Genomic DNA, 18529 nt, shown 5'->3' with positions numbered 1-18529 from the left:
ATGCCTATTTAAGGGCCAGTCCGGGCACGCTTTGAGGCGTTGCCGAAACTTCTGCTGCCGCCAGAGGTGTGAGGCGGCTCCGGTCTACAGTGTCGATCCCCTTCTCGGGAAGCTGAACGCTAAAAACGGTTTTCGACCGGTTGAGCGGTCTGATCACAACAACTTTTGTCTTTCCATCGAGCAGACATTCTGCTCCTGATTCGATTTCCATTTTTAAATTATGAGTGTTTATTTGATGTATTGCCTTCCATGCGTTTCCGTCCGAAAACTAGTAACTGGTTGTGCCAATGAGTGTCAATGATATGTTTGTCAGAAAAAGAAAGGCTGAAACGCCGGAAAAATTAATATAAGGTATGCTTGATTGCGTTTAAAAGTGGCGTAAAGTATAAAGGAAATATGGTATTTCCTCACTAGTGACGGAATAAAGTAATGCCGGTTTGGTTGCCGGTTACCGGTTGCCAGTTTCCGGTTGAGATAGGTTTCAGCTTTCTCGGCATAGTCTCCGATTAGTAATCCAGTCTTCGATACTACACCACTAAACCGGCCATCCGGTAACTGGCAACTGGCAACCATTTAAAACACTTTACTGTAAATACCACCCGAGGTAGTCTCCTTTACAGATCGGTTTTCCAGGATCTCGAACACGTTCTTGCGGATGGTGAGGGCGATGTCGCCGGTCGGAAGGTCGTTACAATCGAGGCCGAACGGGTCTTCGATCTCCTGCGCCATCAGCTCCAGGCCGATCATAGCAAAGAAAATGAACATGGTCAGCGGAATGGTATAAAATCCGAAGTCCTTATAAAGGCCGAACGGGAGCATCAGACCGTAAAGCGAAATGAACACCTTGATATACACGGAGTAGCTGAAGGGAATCGGGGTCTTCTTGATCCGCTCGCAGGCGCCGAGCACATCGAAAAGTGACTGGTGATGTGGTTTCAGGTTGATCATATCCGCCTCGGTCAGGGCACCTGCCTTGTAAATGGTCTGCATGCGGTCATAGATGAGGTACGCGATGTAATTGGGCACATGCTGCACACGCCCGAGCGCCTCTCCTTCTTCCGCCGGCACATCGATGAGCTCTTCGCGTTTCACACCTTTCCGCAGGTGATCGCGCAGCGCGATGCAGAAATTCGAGATCTGCCGCGCAAAATACATCCGGCTGGCGTCATCGGTTTTTGGCAGACAAGCATGCAGGATCACCGCCAGCGTGCGGGTGTTGTTCACCAGGTCACCCCATTGCTTGCGTCCCTCCCACCAGCGATCGTAGGCCGTGGTGGTACGGAAGACCAGCAGAATACTAAGCACAATGCCGAGCAGGGAGAAGATGCTGGAGTTCAGCAACGGAACAATATCGAAATGATAGAACACCGAACATATCACCGTGGCCAGCACGCCTACCAGCAGCACACCATTAATGATCTTCCGGATGGTCCAGCTCGTGGTAAGGTTCCATATATCACGGAACCAGTTCTTATTGGGCTCGTAGATGATCATGAGGTTAGTTTAAAGTTTAAAGTTTAAAATTCGAAGTTTAAAGTTAGTCAAAGTGAGGAGCACACTCAACTTGAAACTTGAAACTTAAAACCTGAAACTTTAAACTTTAGTATTCCAGCATCTGCTCATCCACATAACACCACGCCCAACGCTCGCCTTTCTGGGCGGAGATGGCTACGGGGTGGCCCGATTCATGGGCATGTTTGGTGGCGTGTTTGTTCGGAGATGAATCGCAGCACAGGGTGACACCGCAGGTCTGGCAGGTGCGAAGGTGCACCCATCGCGAGCCGGTCTTGACACATTCGGCGCAGACATGCTCTTTCGGTTTCTTTACTTCCGTCCACTCGCGGAGGTGAATGCAGGCAAGGTCTTCCATGGTCTTCGAAGTTTAAAGTTTAAAGTTTAAGGTTTAAAGTTAGGCAAAGGGAGGAGTACTCTCAACTTGAAACTTTGAACATGAAACATTAAACTTTCAATTCTCCGCTAAGTATTCATGCACGAATTTAATCGCCATCGCTCCTTCTCCTACCGCGGAGGCCACCCTGTTCATGGCGCCTGACCGTACATCGCCGGCAGCGAAGATCCCCGGGCTGGAGGTTTCGAGCAGGAAGGGTTCGCGATGCAACTTCCAGTTCTTTTTGAACTCCTCGTATTTCACCAGGTCGCGGCCTGTTTCAATGAAACATTTTTCATCCTTGATAACGCCTGACTTGATCCAATCCGTCACGGGCCTTGCGCCGATAAAGATAAAGAGCGCTGAGGCCTTCACCTGGCGTTGCGTGCCTGAATTGATATCCTGGATGCAGATCTCCTCCAGCCGCTCATTGCCATACACTTTACCGATGAACGATTCGGGAATAAGGTGGATGTTGGGCGTGCTCCTGATCTGATCGATGAGGTACTGCGACATAGTGGACGAAAGATCCTTCTTGCGGATCACCATAAAAACATGGTTGGCGAACGCGGAGAGATACATCGCCGCCTGGCCTGCCGAGTTTCCGCCGCCCACAACATAAATATCCTTCTCGCGGCACGCATGGGCCTCGGTAGTAGCGGCACCGTAATAGATGCCGGAGCCTGTAAAACGTTCTACATCTTCCGCTTCCAGCGTACGGTAGTCGACACCGGTAGTGATGATCACACTGCGCGCGTTGATGGTGTTGCCATCGCTCAACGTGATGATCTTGTATTTATCCTGTAACGTGATGTCTACCACTTCCAACGGCGACAGGAACTCAACGCCAAAACGTGTAGCCTGTGAGATAGCCCTGCGCGAAAGCTCGGCCCCGCTCAGGCCATTGGGGAAGCCCAGGTAATTTTCGATGCGTGAGCTGGTGCCAGCCTGACCACCCGGCGCACGCTTTTCGATCAGCGCCGTGTTCAATCCTTCAGACGCACCATAAACCGCCGCCGCCAGTCCTGAGGGACCTGCGCCGATGATGGCCACATCGTACATGGTCTTTGACGCCGTAGCCCTCATGCCGGTACGTTCGCCCAAAGGTTTCAGCCCGGGGTTGAGCATGAACGACCCGTCTTCAAAGAACACCGCCGGCAGATCTTTATGCGCGATGCTGTTCAGCGTTGCCAGCTCCCGGGCCTCTTTCGAAGCCTCGATGTCGAGCCACTGGTAAGGGATCATGTTGCCCGACAGGAAATCCTTGATCACGTGCGACTTGGGCGACCACTGAAAGCCCAGCACCCGGATGCCCTGGAACACAGGCTTGTGATAGTTCTGCCATTCGTCGAGCTGATCGTTGAGCACGGGGTAAAGTTTCTCTTCGGGCGGGTCCCACGGTTTCATCAGGTAATAGTCGAGCTGCACATCGTTGATGGCCCGGATGGCAGCCTCGGTATCAGAATACGCAGTGAGCAGCACACGCTTCGCTTCAGGGTAAAGTGTTCGGGCCTGCTTGAGAAATTCCACCCCCAGCATCTCGGGCATCCGCTGGTCAGACAGGAACAGCGCCACCGTTTCATTTTTATTCTTCAGGTCTTTCAGGGTATCCAGCGCCTCCTTCGCAGAAGCCGAGCTCAGGATCCTGTAATCCTTTCCATAAACACTCCTCAGATCGCGCACCACAGCTCTCAACACTTGTGCATCGTCATCAATGGCCAGTAGGATGGGTTTTTTCATCTTCGTTCGAAGGTATGTTTAATTCAGTCTCCATTAGCGATCGCGGGGCAAATTTCAAGTTCAAAGTTTCAAGTTTAAAGTTATGGTGCTACGATCTCAATAGTGTTAAGCTAATCGAAGCACAAAGCTACCGCCCAACTTTTAACTTTAAACCTTAAACTTTAAACCTGAAAACTTTAACCTAACTCACTTCCGGGAAACACACTCTAAACGTCGTCTTCCCCGGTTCCGAAGCCACAGTAACCTCCCCGTTGTGCTGGCGGATGATCTGGCGCACAACTTCGAGGCCAAGGCCGGTGCCCTTCCCTATCGGTTTGGTCGTAAAGAAGGGATCGAATATTTTATCCTGGAGGGCCGCGGGAATTCCCGGTCCGTTGTCAGTAATATAAACAAGAATGAACTCCCGGTCTTTCTCCGTTCTGATCTCCAGCACACTGCCCTCCCTTCCTTCCATGGCATCGATAGCATTGTCGATCAGGTTGGTCCACACCTGGTTCATCGCACTCACCAGGATCATCGGTTTGGGAAGGTCCTGCTGAAATTTCTGCATCAGCGTCACGTTATTGCGTTTGATCTTGTGGTTCAGCATGGTGAGCGTGGTGCGGATGCCTTCATGGATGTCCGCCCGGACCTTTTCCGGGTTCTGGTCCATGTGCGTATAACTTTTTACGGAAGTCACCAGCGTATTGATACGTTTGGAGGCTTCTGCGATCTCGTTCACCAGGCGCTCGGTGATCATCACCTGGTTCAGCCAGTGGATCACGGCGGGACAATCATCAGGCCTCAGCCTTTTCTTAAGATCCTCCAGGTCTGCAGTGGTCACATTAAAATCGGCAAAACTTTCGATAAGCTCATCGGCATCGGGAATGTTGTTCTGCTCAAGCCAGTCGAGCAGCGCATCTTCCTGATCCATCCGTTCGCTCATTGAAAACGTTTGTTGTCCTGCCGCGGCGATCTTTCCGAATACCAGGTCATTGACCCAGTCCACGATCTCCTCGGTAGTACGGATGCGGATCACACCTTTGAAACGCTCCGGCAGGTTGGCCAGGTGCTTCTTCAGCTCATGGGCGCCGCGGATCACTGCCGCCGACGGATTGTTCAGCTCATGGGCCAGGCCTGCTGACAATTTTCCCAGTGCCATCATCTTGTCGTTCTGCTGTTGCTGCTTGGTGAAGTCCCGCACCCGGTCGGTCATACAATGCACCAGTGACTCCGTCAGCTCGTAATGGCTGCTGATCATCTCCTTAAAATGCTCGCGATGCAGGTTAAAAATGGTGACTTCACCCCTGGCGATGCCTTCAGCGGGGGAATTTTTGAGGCGGGAATACGGGAGCAGGCCGGTGATCTCCCCGGGAATGATCACGTCTACATAACGCAGGCTTCCTGCCTGTTCCATGTAAAAACCGACCTCCCCGTGCAGCACGATCCTCAGGTTATCGATGGCATCTCCCTTGCGAAACACTTTTTCGCCATCGGAGTAAGTCGTAATGTTCCCGTGGTCCACAAGCCACTGCAGCTGATGCGCTGGCACCTTGGCAAACTCACGGATATCTTTCAGTATGGCCAGCACTTCCTGTTCCATTGCCGAAAAGGTAGGAGATTTTTTGGAAAGTTGTCAGGCTCATCGGGAAATTAGTGAACGGCGAATCGTCCACGGTCGACAGTCCACAGTCCACGGCAGTGCCCCTCGAAGACCGTCGTCCTGGACGATGATAGCGCGGCGTGAGCGTAAGTGACGGATCAGTAACCGTGGTCTGTGGTCCGTGGACTGTGGACTCTTTATCTTAACTTGCATTATACACAACGCTATGAAATGGATAACCCGCGAACGTCCTAAGATCGACCGGATCGCCTGCCCGTGGCTGATCAGGAGGTTTGTTGACAACGAAGCCCAGTTCTTTTATGTGCCGTTCGAGGAAGTGAAGAAAAAAGCGAAGGAGCTCGATGCCATTCCCTTCGATATCCCGGAAGTTGAATATACACACTATGGCGATGAGTGCACGTTCGATTACATTGTGCGGAAACACAAGATCAAGGATCCCGCCATCAAAACGTTGTCAGCGATCGTCAGGGGCGCCGACACCGACCGGCACGATCTTGCGAGCCAGTCTTCCGGCTTGTGGGCCATCTCCGCGGGCCTCGCGCACAACATCAAAGACGATCACGAGCTGCTGGAGAAAGGAATGATGATCTACGATTCGTTGTATACCTGGGCAAAACTGCTGCAGCATGAAAAACACACGCAAAATCCGTTCGAGCACATGCTGCTGGACGTTTACAACAAATTCCTGAAAGAGAAAAAACAGGGAAAAATACCCGGCTGGGCCCGGGAGCTGAAGGAGATCATCCAGGATCAGATCGACACCAACCTGACGCTGAACCTGAAGGAGATCTCAGAAAGCCTGAACGTTCATCCCGCCTACCTCTCGCGAGAGTTCGCCAAATATTTCGACAACCTTTCTTTCGGTGATTATATCCGCAAGCTGCGCATCGAGAAGTCGATCGAGCTGTTGAAAGATGCGAAGTATCAGCTTTCTGAGATCGCCTACCTCACCGGCTTTTCGGATCAGAGTCATTTCAGCCGTATCTTCAAGCTTCATACCGGAAAGAGTCCCGCTGCTTATCGAAAATCTGTGCTTAAAAAGTAAAAACTATCCCAATAGTAAATTTCATTCTAGACAAGGGTTTGTGGATCTGATACCTTGGGTGTGTTTATCGACGGAACGGGCCACAAAGGCCAATGCAAACACAAATGAAACCTGCATACACTTTAAAAGATCTCTGCCTGTATTTTCTCAAACTTGGCGCTTTGGGCTTCGGAGGCCCCGTGGCGCTGGTGGGCTACATGCACCGCGACCTCGTGGAAACCCGCCAGTGGATCACGGAAGACGACTACCGCGAAGGACTTGCCCTCAGCCAGCTCGCACCCGGCCCGCTGGCGGCACAGCTCGGCATCTACCTGGGCTACGTTCACTATGGCATACTGGGCGCTACTCTTGCCGGCACAGCCTTCGTGCTGCCATCTTTCTTCATGGTGCTCGCCATCGGGTGGGCCTATGTTGAATACGGCGGACTGCCCTGGATGCAAGCCGTATTTTATGGCGTTGGCGCGGCAGTGATCGGGATCATTACCATCAGCAGCTACAAGCTCACTACAAAAAGCATCGGCAAAGACCTGCTGTTGTGGATCATCTTTGCCGTGCTGGCGATTACAACATTTTGGTTTGAAGAAGAGATCATCTGGCTGATCCTATTGGGTGGTGTGGTGGTGTGGTTTGTAAAAGCATCACCTTCGTGGCTGAGGTTTTCCACCAACAGCTGGTTTCCGGTGATACTGCTGCAGGTACAAACATCATTGGAGGGAAGGCTCTGGCAGATCGCCTGGTTTTTTGCCAAGGCGGGCGCTTTTGTATTCGGCAGCGGATTGGCCATCGTCCCGTTCCTGTATGGCGGCGTGGTGAAGGAATACGCCTGGCTGAATGAGCAGGAGTTTGTTGACGCTGTGGCGGTGGCCATGATCACACCCGGCCCCGTAGTGATCACGGTAGGTTTCATCGGCTACCTCGTGGCGGGCTTCTGGGGTGCTGTGGTGGCGGCACTGGCTACCTTCCTGCCCTGCTACCTGTTTACCGTCATTCCTGCTCCATACTTCAAACGGTATGGAAAACATCCCGCTATCAAAGCATTTGTCGATGGCATTACGGCGGCTGCCATCGGTGCCATTGCCGGAGCCGTGGTGGTGCTTGGCAAACGTACACTCACCGATATTCCAACGCTGGTGATCGCCCTCGCCACCGCTGCGATCCTGTTCCGATTTAAAAAGCTGCAGGAGCCGTACGTGATCCTCATCGCTGCGCTGGTCGGCATTATTTTGAAGGTTGTTCTATGATGCATCGGTATAGAAGAGTCCATAGTCGATGGTCCATGGTCCATAGCATGAGGTGTAATTCTCAACATGAACATAACACCGTTCTGCCGTGGACTATCGACCATGGACTATGGACTCAGCCAAACCCATGATTTAAACACACAAATACAACTACCATGAAATGGATAACCCGTGAACGTCCGAAGATCGACCGGATCGCTTGTCCGTGGTTGATCAAAAACTTCGTTGACGACGAAGCCGAGTTTATTTATGTACCGAAAGACAAGGTATTCGAGAAAGCAAAAGAGCTGAACGCCATTCCATATGATCTGCCCGGTGCCACGTATACGCACGAAGGAGATCATTGCACCTTTGACCACATCGTTAAACAGCACCACATCAAGGACCCGGCCGTTTTACAGATCGCCGAGATCGTTCGGGGCGCTGATACCGCTTCGTTCAACCTGGCACCGCAGGCAGCGGGCCTCTGGGCTATTTCTGCCGGTCTGTCTTATAACTACAAGAACGATCATGAGATGCTCGCCATCGGCATGAAGATCTACGACGCATTATACAGCTGGGCGAAATATGTCAGCGAAGAAAAGCACACCTGGAATCCTCAATGATAAATTGCATAGATTAGTATCACTTAAACATCGATACGCATGAATACTGGTATCAAAACATTCTTTTTAAAATTTGCTTTCGCGATGACCGGTCTGCTGTTCATCACATGTTTTGTATGGGCACAGCCAAAACAAAAGACCGTGCTGTTTGTCTGTGAGCACGGGTCGGCAAAAAGCGTAATGGCGGCTTCTCATTTTAACAGGGCTGCAAAAGAACAGGGATTGAATGTGCGTGTTATTTCACGCGGCACCAATCCCGATAAGGCCATCCCGGCAAAGATCAATCAGCTGCTTGTGCAAGATGGTTTTGCCAAAAAAACGGATGCTCCTCAAAAGTTGTCCGCCGATGATATCAGGTATGCCGACTATGTGGTAGCCTTTTGTGCATTACCCGCGCCCCTGGGCCGGCCCAAATACCTGGAGACCTGGAACGTTCCTTCCTTCGAAGCAGGATATCCCGTTGCCAGGGATTCCATATTGATCAACACCGAGAGGATCATTCAGAAGATCAAATCCGACGTTAAACAATAAACCATCAGCAAACATTTAATTATGAGATCCATGTTCCGCCAATTCAACAGCATTTTCATCGTCCTTGTTGTAAGTCTCACACAATGCTCCACGCCACCTTCAGATAAAACCTCTTCCACGGAAAAAACTGAGCCGCTGGATGTCGCGAAGATCGAAGCTGCCCTGGGACTGAAAGGCACCGAGAAGAACGGCGAATACAAGGTCACCGTTCCGCAGAATGATCTTAACGTGGTGGTAGATAGTTTCAGGATCATTCCACCGATGGGTCTGGGAAGCTGGGCTGCGTTCACGGCCGCGCCTGAGGGTGCCATGGTGATGGGCGATATCATTGTGACCGAAACGGATCTGAAACCTGTGCAGGAAGAAGTGATCAGGCAGGGATTGACCGTGACCGCCATCCACAATCACTTTGTACGCGACAAACCGCATGTGATGTACATGCACATCGGTGGCATGGGAACAGCCGAACAACTCGCCCAGGGTGTAAAAGCAGTGCTCGACAAAGTGAAGGAAGTAAGGGGCGGCAATCCCGCTGACGGCAACAAAGACGAAGTTCAGAACACATTGGACACACAACGCCTGGACAATATTCTCGGAAGCAAAGGCGAAATGGCACGGGGCGTCTACAAGCATACCATCGGCCGGCCCGATGTAGACCTCAAAGACCACAATGCGGCAGTGAGCTCTTTCCTGGGCTTCAATACGTGGGCAGCCTGGCAAGGTACACCGGATAGGGCTGCCGTGGCCGGCGATTTCGCCATGCTCGAAAACGAGGTCGGACCCGTGATCAAGGCGCTGATTGAGAATGGTATCGAGGTGGTGGCAGTCCACAATCACATGGTACATGAAGAACCGAGGATCTTCTTCTTACATTACTGGGGCGTAGGTCCTGCGGAAAAACTGGCGCAAGGTCTTAAGGCAGCGCTCGACCAAACCGCAAAAGAAAAGTCACAGGCCGCTGCAGTTATTGCAGGCGTATATCCTGATGTAGCGGAAGTAATTTGTGTCAGCAGATAGTCCACGGTCGACAGTCCACAGTCCACAGCAGCGCCCACTGAACCAATATTCTGATCGATGGTCTAGTCGTCAGACCACTGCGCTCTGCCACGCGCGGTCGTCAGTGGTCAGACGACTTATGATAGAAAAAGAATCATAAATAAAACTCTATAAATCCTATAGAGTTTTAGAAAATACCTTTTATATTTGAACCACAATCACTGACTACAGGCTGTGAGCAAAGGCGTAACTCATTAACCTAAACCTATGCTTGTCAAGCATTCGCATGCCTTAATCTGGCCTATAGCTAGTTAGTTGTTTAGTGTATGAAAGGGAAGGGCCGGGGGAAGATCCTTTTTTCCTGCAAAGTTGAAGGTACCCCGCCCTTATCTCCATCATTTCTTCCTGAAGGTAAACTTCCAATCACCTTCCACGGACTTTGAACGTCCGCCTGTGGTTACATCGATGTAAGCAAACTCCATGATCAGCTCCGTAGACGAGACGGTATATGGGATATTCACTTCATCCTCACGCACCAGTTGCTCTTCGGGATTGTCTTTATCTGGCGTCAGGGTTCCTGATAACAGCCAGGGTGTGCGCTCGGGACTTCCGGTAACAACGTAAAGCGCTTTTTCACCCGATGCCGTGACGCGCAATGTAAAATCAGCATATCCTTCCTGAACCGCTCCGTCAAACGTTACGGTTTCGGCCTTCCACTCGCCCGCAAGCTTCTTCACGTGCTGCGCTGCCACGGGTTCTTCATGATCATCATCGCTGCAGTTAAAAATGAGCGCCGCCATGGAAACGAACGCCAAAAAAGATGTGATCTTTCCAATGTTTGATTTCATAGTATTTTTATTTATGGAATGAACACCTGCCGGCAGCTTTCGCCACCGACAGGCTTCATTAACCTAACTAAATTGGCTTTTTTAATTCTTTCTGATAACGTATCCTGAAAACGTGAACCCGGGATTCTCATCGCTGAAGAAACCTCCCACAAGATCGAAACCGCCCCCGATGTATTTCAACCGGAAGGTGTCCGTATCAAAGTAACCCAGCAGGCTGTACACGTCAAGCAACACCCGCGATCCATTCTCGTTTGCCCCGTTGTAGGTGAAGGTCAGGGCACCATCGTCGCTCATTTTATAGGTGTATCGGTATCCGCAAAGGAAACGTGTTGCATTCTGAGTGACATACATTTCTACGGTCATGGTCTTCTTATCCCTGTCGAAGATATAGTTGATCTCGTTCAGCCTGAGCCTGTACTGGCCGTTGAGCAGCAGGTCCGCAGTCTGCTGGTATGCCTGGAGAAAGTCATCCGACTGCCCTGGTAAAGAATACGTATTCGATCCTGCCGGAACCTGGATACCAGGATAGGTTGTACCGATCGACTGCCACAGCGGAACGGAGGGTTCAAAGATGTGCACTTCGTTAACTTCGCGGATCTCCGTTGCAGCGCTTCCCTGCTGCACCGTATAGATCCCGTTTTCACGATCCCACAAAAAGCTCTGAATGCTGTTGCCCGCCACGGTAAAAGGCGTGGTCAGCGAAATGCCCGTCGTTGTAAAAACAAAGGGGGAGCGGAAGGCTTCCACGCGGGTGCCATCCGCTGAAAGATATTGTACGCCCATGATCCTTGCGTCAGCGCTGAAAGCAATGGTTGCCGTTCTGTTGTCGGGAAGTGTGAACTGCAGGCCTTCTTTGGTGCTGATATAGTGAAGCATGTTCTTCATCTCCCCACCGCGCAGCAGGGCAGCATCCTGTTCTGTGGCCCTGAAGAAAGCGATGCGCGAATTCTTCTGCACACCTTCCAGGTATAACGTATCGCCCGAAGTTCTGGCAAACGCAAACTCGAAGTCGGAGATCAGTCCTTCGCCATTGGCGCCTCCGTTGACATCGCCATCAGGATCTGCCGGAAGATGGATATACGAATAGGTATCAAAGCTCAGTGTGGGGCGCTGCAAGGCTTTCAGGGTCCAGGTGCCGGAGCCCGCGCCACCAGCCGTGGTCTCGTTGAAGTCCGAGATCATGGAAACAGTGCCATCATTGTTGAACGTGAAGTGATAGAAAAAATTGAGACCGGCGCCCGTGCGAAGCGTTGCCTTCCAGCCAAACGGTGCGCTGGTGAGCAGGGCATCGTATTCTTTTAATGCGGCACTGATCCTCCGGTCGGCGCTCTCATCGAATACCGGGTCGTAGCCGTTGTCGCATGAAAGCAGCAGCAACAGCCCTGCGGTGGCAACGATGTTCAGTGATCTTATATACATGCGTTTGATCATGTCGTGATGTTTTGTGGTTAGTTACCTAATATGCCAAAGCAGAACTTCTCAGGGGCCGCCGCCGGATAGAATCCAACATACCTTTCACCCGAGCAGGCCGTGGTCCAGTTGATGGTGAGCGGCCTGTTGACGAAGAAGGACGCCAGGCCAGTAGCCCGCAGTCCGTCTAACAGGTAGTAGCCATTGTCATCGGCACCCATGGGCAGCAGCGTAACCGTACCGTTGGCATTCCGCTGCGGAAGCATGTACAGGTTGGCTTCAAAGTTCTCACGGTCACCAGTGTTTGTATAATAGTAAAGGCGCAGCGTGATCTCCTCTTCGCCGGAGAAGAACAGTTTGAAGCTGTGATCCAGCGACAGGCCTTCACGTTGCAGCACACTGTTATCGTAATTGTAACGCGCCACAAAATCGGCAGGCTCGTTCAGTACGGTGAGGTCGAAACGTACTGTGGTGTTCTCTTTATCGAAGCCCCACGCATCGAACAGGGGCGGCACCACTTCTCCTCCCCCATCGTCAGGCACGATGGCGCGAATGGCTTTTTGCACTTCCTCCTGCAACGCGTAGAAGTCGATGTTATAGGCATCCTTGAAGTATTGCACCACCATCTTTTCCTTTTTGCGGATGAGCGCCAGCGACTGTGCGCTGGTCTCGCAGGTGAGAATGGCCTCATATCCTTCTTTTCCTTCCACCAGCATCATCGCTACCATCTCCACAAAGTCTTCGTCAGGAGACGCCATGGCATAGCTGGTGATGAATCCCCGTGCACGGGCCTGGCTCAGCGAAGTGATGTTCCAGTTGGCGGTGTAATCGCCGGGGGTGATCTCCTTGAAATCGGAAGGATAGGATATGTTCTGATGCAGGATGTGCGCGAACTCGTGCTCGATGGTGTGCATCATCTCTTTTACGGCATACTCTTCTGACGAATCGAAATCGTTCACCACGTAAAGCACCACCTTTCGTCCGCCTTCCGCCGTACCCAGCAGCACAGAGCCATCGAAATTGTAACTGGCGCTGCCTACGAGCACGAATTGTTTCGGCGCATAACGTTTGATAAAAGCTTCGCCGGCAAGTTTGGTGTAGGTATCGATCCACACTTTCTTCACCACTTCCATCACGCCCTGCACTTTGCTGACAGACGGCGGCACCACGGCCCGGAAAAGATCGAGCTCCGAAGCATCCCAGCGGTATTTCACCTCGATGTTGTAGGGGGCTGTGAAATTGTTCTGCAGCCAGGTATCCAGCGCCGAGGGCGGGCGTTGGTTATCGTTGTTCACATAATCGGTTTGTGAAGCATCCACATTGTCGTTGTAAGGATCTTCACAGGCCATGGGCGCAAGGGCCATCACCGCCATGAATAAAAAGAATTTCTTATACGTCATCATACGGTACGTTTTTCAATGTGTCATTAGCGGGGATTGGGTTGCAGGCCTCCCATGGAGACGGCTTCCCGGGGGATCTGCAACACCCTGCGCGGATCGTCGGGTTTCAGCTCCACCACTTCGCCGCCGAAAGTTGTATGCTTCACCGGCAGCTTGTGCCGGAGAATGTCGAACCACCGCAGGCCTTCGTGCAGGAACTCCACGCGCCTGAAATCCAGGATCGCAGCCACGATAGCCTGCTGGTTGATGTTGATCCTGTAAAAATTATACAGGCGATTGTAGGTAATGGCATGCGCATCGCGGTTGTAATCGGTAATACGGGTGCTGGCCCAGAGGTTGATATCGGCCATGGCTTTGTGAAACTCGTTCAGCATGGCGTAAGCTTCGGCACGGCTCAGCAGCACCTCTTCCGCCGTAAAGAGCGGGATAATGGTGTAGTTGAAGCCTGTGTTTGCATTAACACCCGTGCGCACAAAATGCGGGCGGAACTTGTTCACGAAGTAAACACCCCGCGAAGTATAAAACGTGGAGAAGGCATATAGGCCACCCGTAGGATTGGGAAATATCTCCTGATACTTGCCGGCGCCGGTAGCGTACTGTACGCCATTGAATGACGTGGCCCAGTCAGACAACGTTTCGCACAACAGCAGGTTCGATGCCTCTGACGAGTTGGTGTACGCAACGGCAAGCTCGGTGGCCGAGTAGGTACGGTACGTGGTATTCCAGGGGCGGATGTAATTCAGGATATCATTTGAAGGAAGCGCCTGTTCTGCATGTTCCAGCACCTTCTGATAATCCTTTTTGAAAAGATAAAAGCGTGTAGCGAAAGCATGACCCGCTGCCTTCGTAAAGTGATAGCTCGCCACGCCGGAAGCGGTGGGATGCTCGTAGGCGCGATCGTTCAGCAGCGCAAGGCCTTCCGTCAGGTCGTTTTCAATGTTGTCGTACACTGACTTTACAGTACCCCGCTCATAGGTTTTGAATGACACCGTCTCGGGTTCTGTTACGTACGGAATGCCGGGATAAAGATCTGCCGTATTTGCATCGTAAGTATGCGCAAAGAGATTCACCAGCATGAAGTGTGAATATGCGCGTGCCACGAGGGCCTCCCCTTTCTGATCGTTATACGACTCAGGATCGTTTGCCGATGCAATGAACTCCAGCGCATGGTTGGCGGCGGCAATGGCAGAATAGCAGCCATTCCAGTAGAACTCGGGTGAATCCTGTTCTGTTGAGGTGCCATCGCGCCAGAAAAACGGATCCGCATTGCGGGCGTCTTTGGTGGCGCTGGGGTTGTCTTCCACGTTATCAGACATGGCTTCGCAGAAGGTAATGTAGTTGGCCTCCGGGTAAGCCGTTACCAGGAGCTCGGCCACTTTCTGCTTCGTATCGAGCGAGGCCCTGTTGTCGGGCGTTTCTGACAGGAAATCGTCACATCCCACCATGAGGAAAGCCGACAGTAAAAAGGTTATATATTTTTTCATGACAAATATATTTTCAAACTAAAAACCAAGCTTCACCGATGCCGTGATCTGCCGCGCTACCGGCATGGCTACACCACCGGACGTCATAAACTCGGGGTCCTGCCCGTATAACCGTTTGTCGGCATACAGGAGCCAGAGGTTGGTGCCTGTGAGACTTACGGAGGCGTTCTTCAGACCGGTTGATGACAACACACGCGCCGGCAGGTTGTAGACCAGCGCAATGGTCCGCAGGCGGATGAACGAACCATCGGCCACCCGTGCTGACGAATAGTTATAAGTGTTGTACGGATACACCGCGCCAAGCCCTGCCAGCGTAAGCGCATCGGCGATGGAAGGCACATTGGTGTACTGCTCGTCTCCGGGAAGCACCCAACGGTCGAGGAACTCACGCGGCATGGCATCCAGGTCGGTATAAGCGCTTCTGAACGCAGGGTTGAGCCTGATCTTGTTACCGGTCTGGTAGGTGAGGAAAACATTCAGCGAAATATTTTTGTACCTGAAGTTGTTCGAGAATCCACCGGTGATCGTAGGGTCGATGGAGCCTTCATAACGCAGGTGATCCACGGACAGGCTCTGGAGAAAAACGTTGGAGCTTTTCACGCCATCCTGGTTGATGAACTCCGGAATGCCGGTGTTGGGATTAAGTCCCTGGTAGTCGATCGAGAACAATCCCCGCACGGGATAACCTTCCAGGGCACCGCCGTCAGGGAACACCAGGTCAATGATGCGCGGCTGATTTTTCAGGTTGGTGATCTCGCTTTTGTTGTGACTGAAGATGAATGTGGTGTTCCAGCCCCAGTGGCCGCGGTCGAATACCGGAGCGCTTACGGAAAGGTCAACGCCACGCGATCTCATGTCGGCATAGTTCACCGCTTTGTATGATTCCCCCCCTATGCCGGAGGTTTTGATGATGCTGATGAGATCGAAGTGATTGCGGTGGTAGAAATCAGCCGTTACGGTAAGCATTCTGAAGAGTCCCATGTTAACCCCTACGTTGGCTTCATACTGTTTCTCCCAGGTGAGGTCTGAGTTCTCCAGGCTTTCTATGCCAATTTGTGATTCGCTTTCGTTGAGGTAGGGTCTGCGGGTGGTTCCGCTGCGGTATACCACAGACGAGTTGGTGGCGTTACCTGCGTTTGCCGTGAGACCGTAACCGCCGCGTACGGTCAGGTAATCGAACGCCGTGATACCTTCCATAAATCTTTCGGTGTCCACATTCCAGGCAACGCTTGTGTTCCAGGTGGGAAGCCAGCGGGCCGTATTCGACTCGCCGAGGCGGTTGGAGCCGTCCATACGAAGCGTGCCATTGAACACGTACTTACCCCTGAACGAATATGTACCACCCGCAAAGAAGCTGGCGTAACGCTCGAACGTTTTGCCCATGCCGAAGTAGTTGAAGTTACCTTCCAGCAATTGTTTGATGATGCGGTAGTCGGTATACGCCACACCGCCTTTGCTGAACTGGTAGCCGAAGCCGTTGTTGAATGCGTTCTGGCGGTCTACCTGCCTGATCTCCTGCCCTGCCACGAGGTTCACGCTGTGGATGGAGTTGAACAGATGATTCCAGCCGATCTGATTCTTGAAGTAGTAGCTCTTCATCTCATCATCAGTCCGGTTGTAGAACCCGCCCTGCGGCAGCACGATCACCGGGTCGGCATTCGGATAATCAGGATTATAATAGAGGAACTTGTTGCCCTGGCGCACTACCTGCGAGTTGGCGGCCCTGTAGGCTTCAGCCATGTTCGAGCCCTCCTGCACATTATGTTCCGTAGTAGTTTTTACATAACGTACGGCACCTACAAAATCGTAACGAAGCTCGGGTGTGATCTTGTATCCGAGCTCGCCCTGCAGCTTAAAGTCGAGCATGTTCAGGTCAATGTAGTTCTTATCCACTTCGTTGATGATGTTGAAGGGAGCATAGTTGCGCGTGAAGTATTCGAGGTTTCCGTTCTCATCATAAGGTGTAAGCACGCGGCTGGTATTCAGCGCATAGCTGAAGGGGTTGATATCAAAGTCGCGGTTGAAGCTTCCTGTCACGGCATCAGTCTGCCGTGAGATGGTACCAGGCACGCGCTGATCGCGTACAGAGCCCGTGGTGATAACGCCCAGGGTTACCTTGTCAGAAAGGTTGAAGGTGCCGCGCGCATTGGCGGTGTATCGTTTCACATTGTCAGCGATGGTCCATCCATTGTCATTGTAATAGCTGGTAGAAAAGTATAGCTGCGAGTTCTCCGTTCCTGACGACACGCCCAGCGCATGTTCCTGCACAAACGAATTGCGGAACAGCTCGTTGAACCAGTCGGTATTGGCCAGCGCATACCTTTGCAGGAACGCACGTTTTTCAGAGGCGATGTTGGGAATATCGAACCCGCCGTCGTTCACATTGTATTTCTCGTTGATGATGTCATACATTTTTTTGTACACACCACCGTTCGGGCTCCTGGAAATATCGGAGTGGTTGAGCAGGCCTTTGCGTTCCATTTCGGCATACACCGACATCTGGTCAGCAGAGTTGAGAATATTGTAATGATCGTAGGAGGGCTTGAGGTAGGTTGAAAAGTTTCCTGTGTAGGTGATCAGCGGTTTGCCTACACGTCCCTTTTTTGTCTTGATCACGATAACACCATCTTTTGCACGGGCGCCGTACAGCGACGTAGCGGAAGCATCTTTCAGCACGGTGATGCTTTCGATATCATCGGCATTGAGTCCTGCCACAGAAGAGCCGATGAGTGTGTTCGGATCGCCGGTGGTAAGCTGTTCCGCCGACACGTTCACCACGTCTTCCAGCACCACACCGTCGATCACCCAGAGCGGCTTGTTATCGCCGGTGATGGAGGTTGCGCCACGGATCCGGATCTTAGGTGCGGCACCGAATGTACCGGATACGTTTTGTACAGATACTCCCGCGGCCCTGCCCTGCAGCATGCGGCTCACATCCATCGCGCCGTCGGTTTTCACTTCCTCGGCCGAGAGCTTCACCACCGATCCTGTGAAAAGTCTTTGATCCACTTCCTGGTAGCCAGTAGACACTACGGTCACGGCGTCTAGGTTGGTCAGGTCTTCCTCCATGGTCACATCGAGCTTCAGCTGGTTGTTGACCGGCACCTCCACAGATCTATAACCGATGTATGAAAAAACGAGGATACCATCCGCCGGCGCTTCGAGGGTGTAAACGCCATCTGCATTGGTGATAGTGCCCGTGGTTGACCCCTTGATAGAAACACTGACACCGGGCAGGGGCTGCTGATCGGAAGTTAACACACGGCCGGAGACCACGATATTCTCGTTCGCATGCCTTGGTGCGATCACGATCAGGTTCCCTTCAAGGAATTTATAAGTGAGGCCCGTCGATCCCAGCAACAGATCCAGCACACGGCCCACCGGTTCGTTCTTCACGGAGATGGAGATCTTTTTATCGAGATCCCTGAAAGAATCGTTATAAAAGAAGGAGTAAGCGCTCTCCTTCTCAATGGAATGGAGGGCTTCCCGCACCGTAACGTCTTTCAGATCGAGGCTCAGGTTCTGTGAATGGGCCGTTTCCGCCATCGCCACACCCAGCGGGATCATCAGTAAAAGCCAGATTTTCATAACCAGTGCTGTTTTAATCAATACTGACCGAGTCATTGCTTGGCCGTATCTGTTTTTTTTCATAGACTTAAGATGGATTTGTGAACAAAGAGAGTGTGAGCCCTCGCTTTCGGCCAGGGAGCAGACTGTTTTCAAGTCCTCGGGATCAGG

General features: G+C 52.0%; 15 protein-coding genes. 5 read left to right on the top strand and 10 right to left on the bottom strand.

Annotation, left to right across the window (positions count from 1 at the left end; all coding sequences use genetic code 11):
- Positions 1-4 precede the first annotated feature (4 nt).
- The 5 genes from KK083_RS00220 to KK083_RS00200 form a co-directional block, all read right to left on the bottom strand.
- Positions 5-211 (bottom strand): hypothetical protein, encoded by a 207-nt coding sequence (locus KK083_RS00220; RefSeq protein WP_254158756.1) that lies wholly within the window; start codon positions 209-211, stop codon positions 5-7.
- A 362-nt stretch (positions 212-573) separates the two neighbouring features.
- A complete protein-coding gene (locus KK083_RS00215; RefSeq protein WP_254158754.1) occupies positions 574-1494 on the bottom strand; it encodes a bestrophin family protein in 921 nt (306 codons plus the stop codon).
- A gap of 106 nt (positions 1495-1600) precedes the next feature.
- Positions 1601-1870 (bottom strand): UBP-type zinc finger domain-containing protein, encoded by a 270-nt coding sequence (locus KK083_RS00210; RefSeq protein WP_254158752.1) that lies wholly within the window; start codon positions 1868-1870, stop codon positions 1601-1603.
- A 96-nt stretch (positions 1871-1966) separates the two neighbouring features.
- Positions 1967-3628 (bottom strand): response regulator, encoded by a 1662-nt coding sequence (locus tag KK083_RS00205; RefSeq protein WP_254158750.1) that lies wholly within the window; start codon positions 3626-3628, stop codon positions 1967-1969.
- 181 nt (positions 3629-3809) lie between these two features.
- Complete coding sequence (locus KK083_RS00200) at positions 3810-5210, bottom strand: ATP-binding protein (RefSeq protein WP_254158747.1); 1401 nt, start codon at positions 5208-5210, stop codon at positions 3810-3812.
- A gap of 226 nt (positions 5211-5436) precedes the next feature.
- Here KK083_RS00200 and KK083_RS00195 point away from each other — a divergent pair, with 226 nt between their 5' ends.
- From KK083_RS00195 to KK083_RS00175, 5 genes are all read left to right on the top strand, one after another.
- A complete protein-coding gene (locus tag KK083_RS00195; protein ID WP_254158745.1) occupies positions 5437-6276 on the top strand; it encodes a chromate resistance protein ChrB domain-containing protein in 840 nt (279 codons plus the stop codon).
- A 104-nt stretch (positions 6277-6380) separates the two neighbouring features.
- Complete coding sequence (locus tag KK083_RS00190) at positions 6381-7517, top strand: chromate transporter (RefSeq protein WP_254158743.1); 1137 nt, start codon at positions 6381-6383, stop codon at positions 7515-7517.
- Between the two features lie 155 nt (positions 7518-7672).
- Entirely contained in the window at positions 7673-8122 is a 450-nt protein-coding gene (locus tag KK083_RS00185; RefSeq protein WP_254158741.1) for a chromate resistance protein ChrB domain-containing protein, read from the top strand.
- A gap of 39 nt (positions 8123-8161) precedes the next feature.
- On the top strand, positions 8162-8653 hold the full coding sequence (locus tag KK083_RS00180; RefSeq protein ID WP_254158739.1) for an arsenate-mycothiol transferase ArsC: 492 nt from the start codon (positions 8162-8164) through the stop codon (positions 8651-8653).
- 21 nt (positions 8654-8674) lie between these two features.
- On the top strand, positions 8675-9670 hold the full coding sequence (locus KK083_RS00175) for a DUF1259 domain-containing protein (protein WP_254158737.1): 996 nt from the start codon (positions 8675-8677) through the stop codon (positions 9668-9670).
- A gap of 374 nt (positions 9671-10044) precedes the next feature.
- On the opposite strand, the gene KK083_RS00170 is transcribed toward KK083_RS00175, so the two are convergent.
- The 5 genes from KK083_RS00170 to KK083_RS00150 form a co-directional block, all read right to left on the bottom strand.
- Entirely contained in the window at positions 10045-10497 is a 453-nt protein-coding gene (locus tag KK083_RS00170; RefSeq protein WP_254158735.1) for a hypothetical protein, read from the bottom strand.
- Positions 10498-10578: 81 nt separating this feature from the next.
- Positions 10579-11928 (bottom strand): DUF4302 domain-containing protein, encoded by a 1350-nt coding sequence (locus KK083_RS00165; RefSeq protein ID WP_254158733.1) that lies wholly within the window; start codon positions 11926-11928, stop codon positions 10579-10581.
- Between the two features lie 17 nt (positions 11929-11945).
- Positions 11946-13310 carry a zinc-binding metallopeptidase gene (locus KK083_RS00160; RefSeq protein ID WP_254158731.1) on the bottom strand — a complete coding sequence of 455 codons (1365 nt, stop codon included), beginning with the start codon at positions 13308-13310 and terminating at the stop codon, positions 11946-11948.
- Positions 13311-13333: 23 nt separating this feature from the next.
- Positions 13334-14791 (bottom strand): RagB/SusD family nutrient uptake outer membrane protein, encoded by a 1458-nt coding sequence (locus tag KK083_RS00155; RefSeq protein WP_254158729.1) that lies wholly within the window; start codon positions 14789-14791, stop codon positions 13334-13336.
- 18 nt (positions 14792-14809) lie between these two features.
- On the bottom strand, positions 14810-18379 hold the full coding sequence (locus KK083_RS00150; RefSeq protein WP_254158727.1) for a SusC/RagA family TonB-linked outer membrane protein: 3570 nt from the start codon (positions 18377-18379) through the stop codon (positions 14810-14812).
- Positions 18380-18529: the final 150 nt, after the last annotated feature.

Origin of the sequence: Chryseosolibacter histidinae, assembly GCF_018598225.1 — a bacterium.
In the GTDB taxonomy this organism is placed as follows: Bacteria; Bacteroidota; Bacteroidia; order Cytophagales; family Cyclobacteriaceae; genus Chryseosolibacter; species Chryseosolibacter histidini.
This window is presented reverse-complemented; position numbering and strand designations above follow the sequence as displayed.

Excerpts from the sequence above, each read along its gene's own strand:
- KK083_RS00200 (WP_254158747.1), bottom strand. The coding sequence starts at position 5,210 with ATGGAACAGGAAGTGCTGGCCATACTGAAAGATATCCGTGAGTTTGCC.
- KK083_RS00150 (WP_254158727.1), bottom strand. The coding sequence starts at position 18,379 with ATGAAAATCTGGCTTTTACTGATGATCCCGCTGGGTGTGGCGATGGCG.
- KK083_RS00210 (WP_254158752.1), bottom strand. The coding sequence starts at position 1,870 with ATGGAAGACCTTGCCTGCATTCACCTCCGCGAGTGGACGGAAGTAAAG.
- KK083_RS00205 (WP_254158750.1), bottom strand. The coding sequence starts at position 3,628 with ATGAAAAAACCCATCCTACTGGCCATTGATGACGATGCACAAGTGTTG.
- KK083_RS00190 (WP_254158743.1), top strand. The coding sequence starts at position 6,381 with ATGAAACCTGCATACACTTTAAAAGATCTCTGCCTGTATTTTCTCAAA.
- KK083_RS00165 (WP_254158733.1), bottom strand. The coding sequence starts at position 11,928 with ATGATCAAACGCATGTATATAAGATCACTGAACATCGTTGCCACCGCA.
- KK083_RS00195 (WP_254158745.1), top strand. The coding sequence starts at position 5,437 with ATGAAATGGATAACCCGCGAACGTCCTAAGATCGACCGGATCGCCTGC.
- KK083_RS00160 (WP_254158731.1), bottom strand. The coding sequence starts at position 13,310 with ATGATGACGTATAAGAAATTCTTTTTATTCATGGCGGTGATGGCCCTT.
- KK083_RS00185 (WP_254158741.1), top strand. The coding sequence starts at position 7,673 with ATGAAATGGATAACCCGTGAACGTCCGAAGATCGACCGGATCGCTTGT.
- KK083_RS00180 (WP_254158739.1), top strand. The coding sequence starts at position 8,162 with ATGAATACTGGTATCAAAACATTCTTTTTAAAATTTGCTTTCGCGATG.
- KK083_RS00215 (WP_254158754.1), bottom strand. The coding sequence starts at position 1,494 with ATGATCATCTACGAGCCCAATAAGAACTGGTTCCGTGATATATGGAAC.
- KK083_RS00175 (WP_254158737.1), top strand. The coding sequence starts at position 8,675 with ATGAGATCCATGTTCCGCCAATTCAACAGCATTTTCATCGTCCTTGTT.
- KK083_RS00220 (WP_254158756.1), bottom strand. The coding sequence starts at position 211 with ATGGAAATCGAATCAGGAGCAGAATGTCTGCTCGATGGAAAGACAAAA.
- KK083_RS00170 (WP_254158735.1), bottom strand. The coding sequence starts at position 10,497 with ATGAAATCAAACATTGGAAAGATCACATCTTTTTTGGCGTTCGTTTCC.
- KK083_RS00155 (WP_254158729.1), bottom strand. The coding sequence starts at position 14,791 with ATGAAAAAATATATAACCTTTTTACTGTCGGCTTTCCTCATGGTGGGA.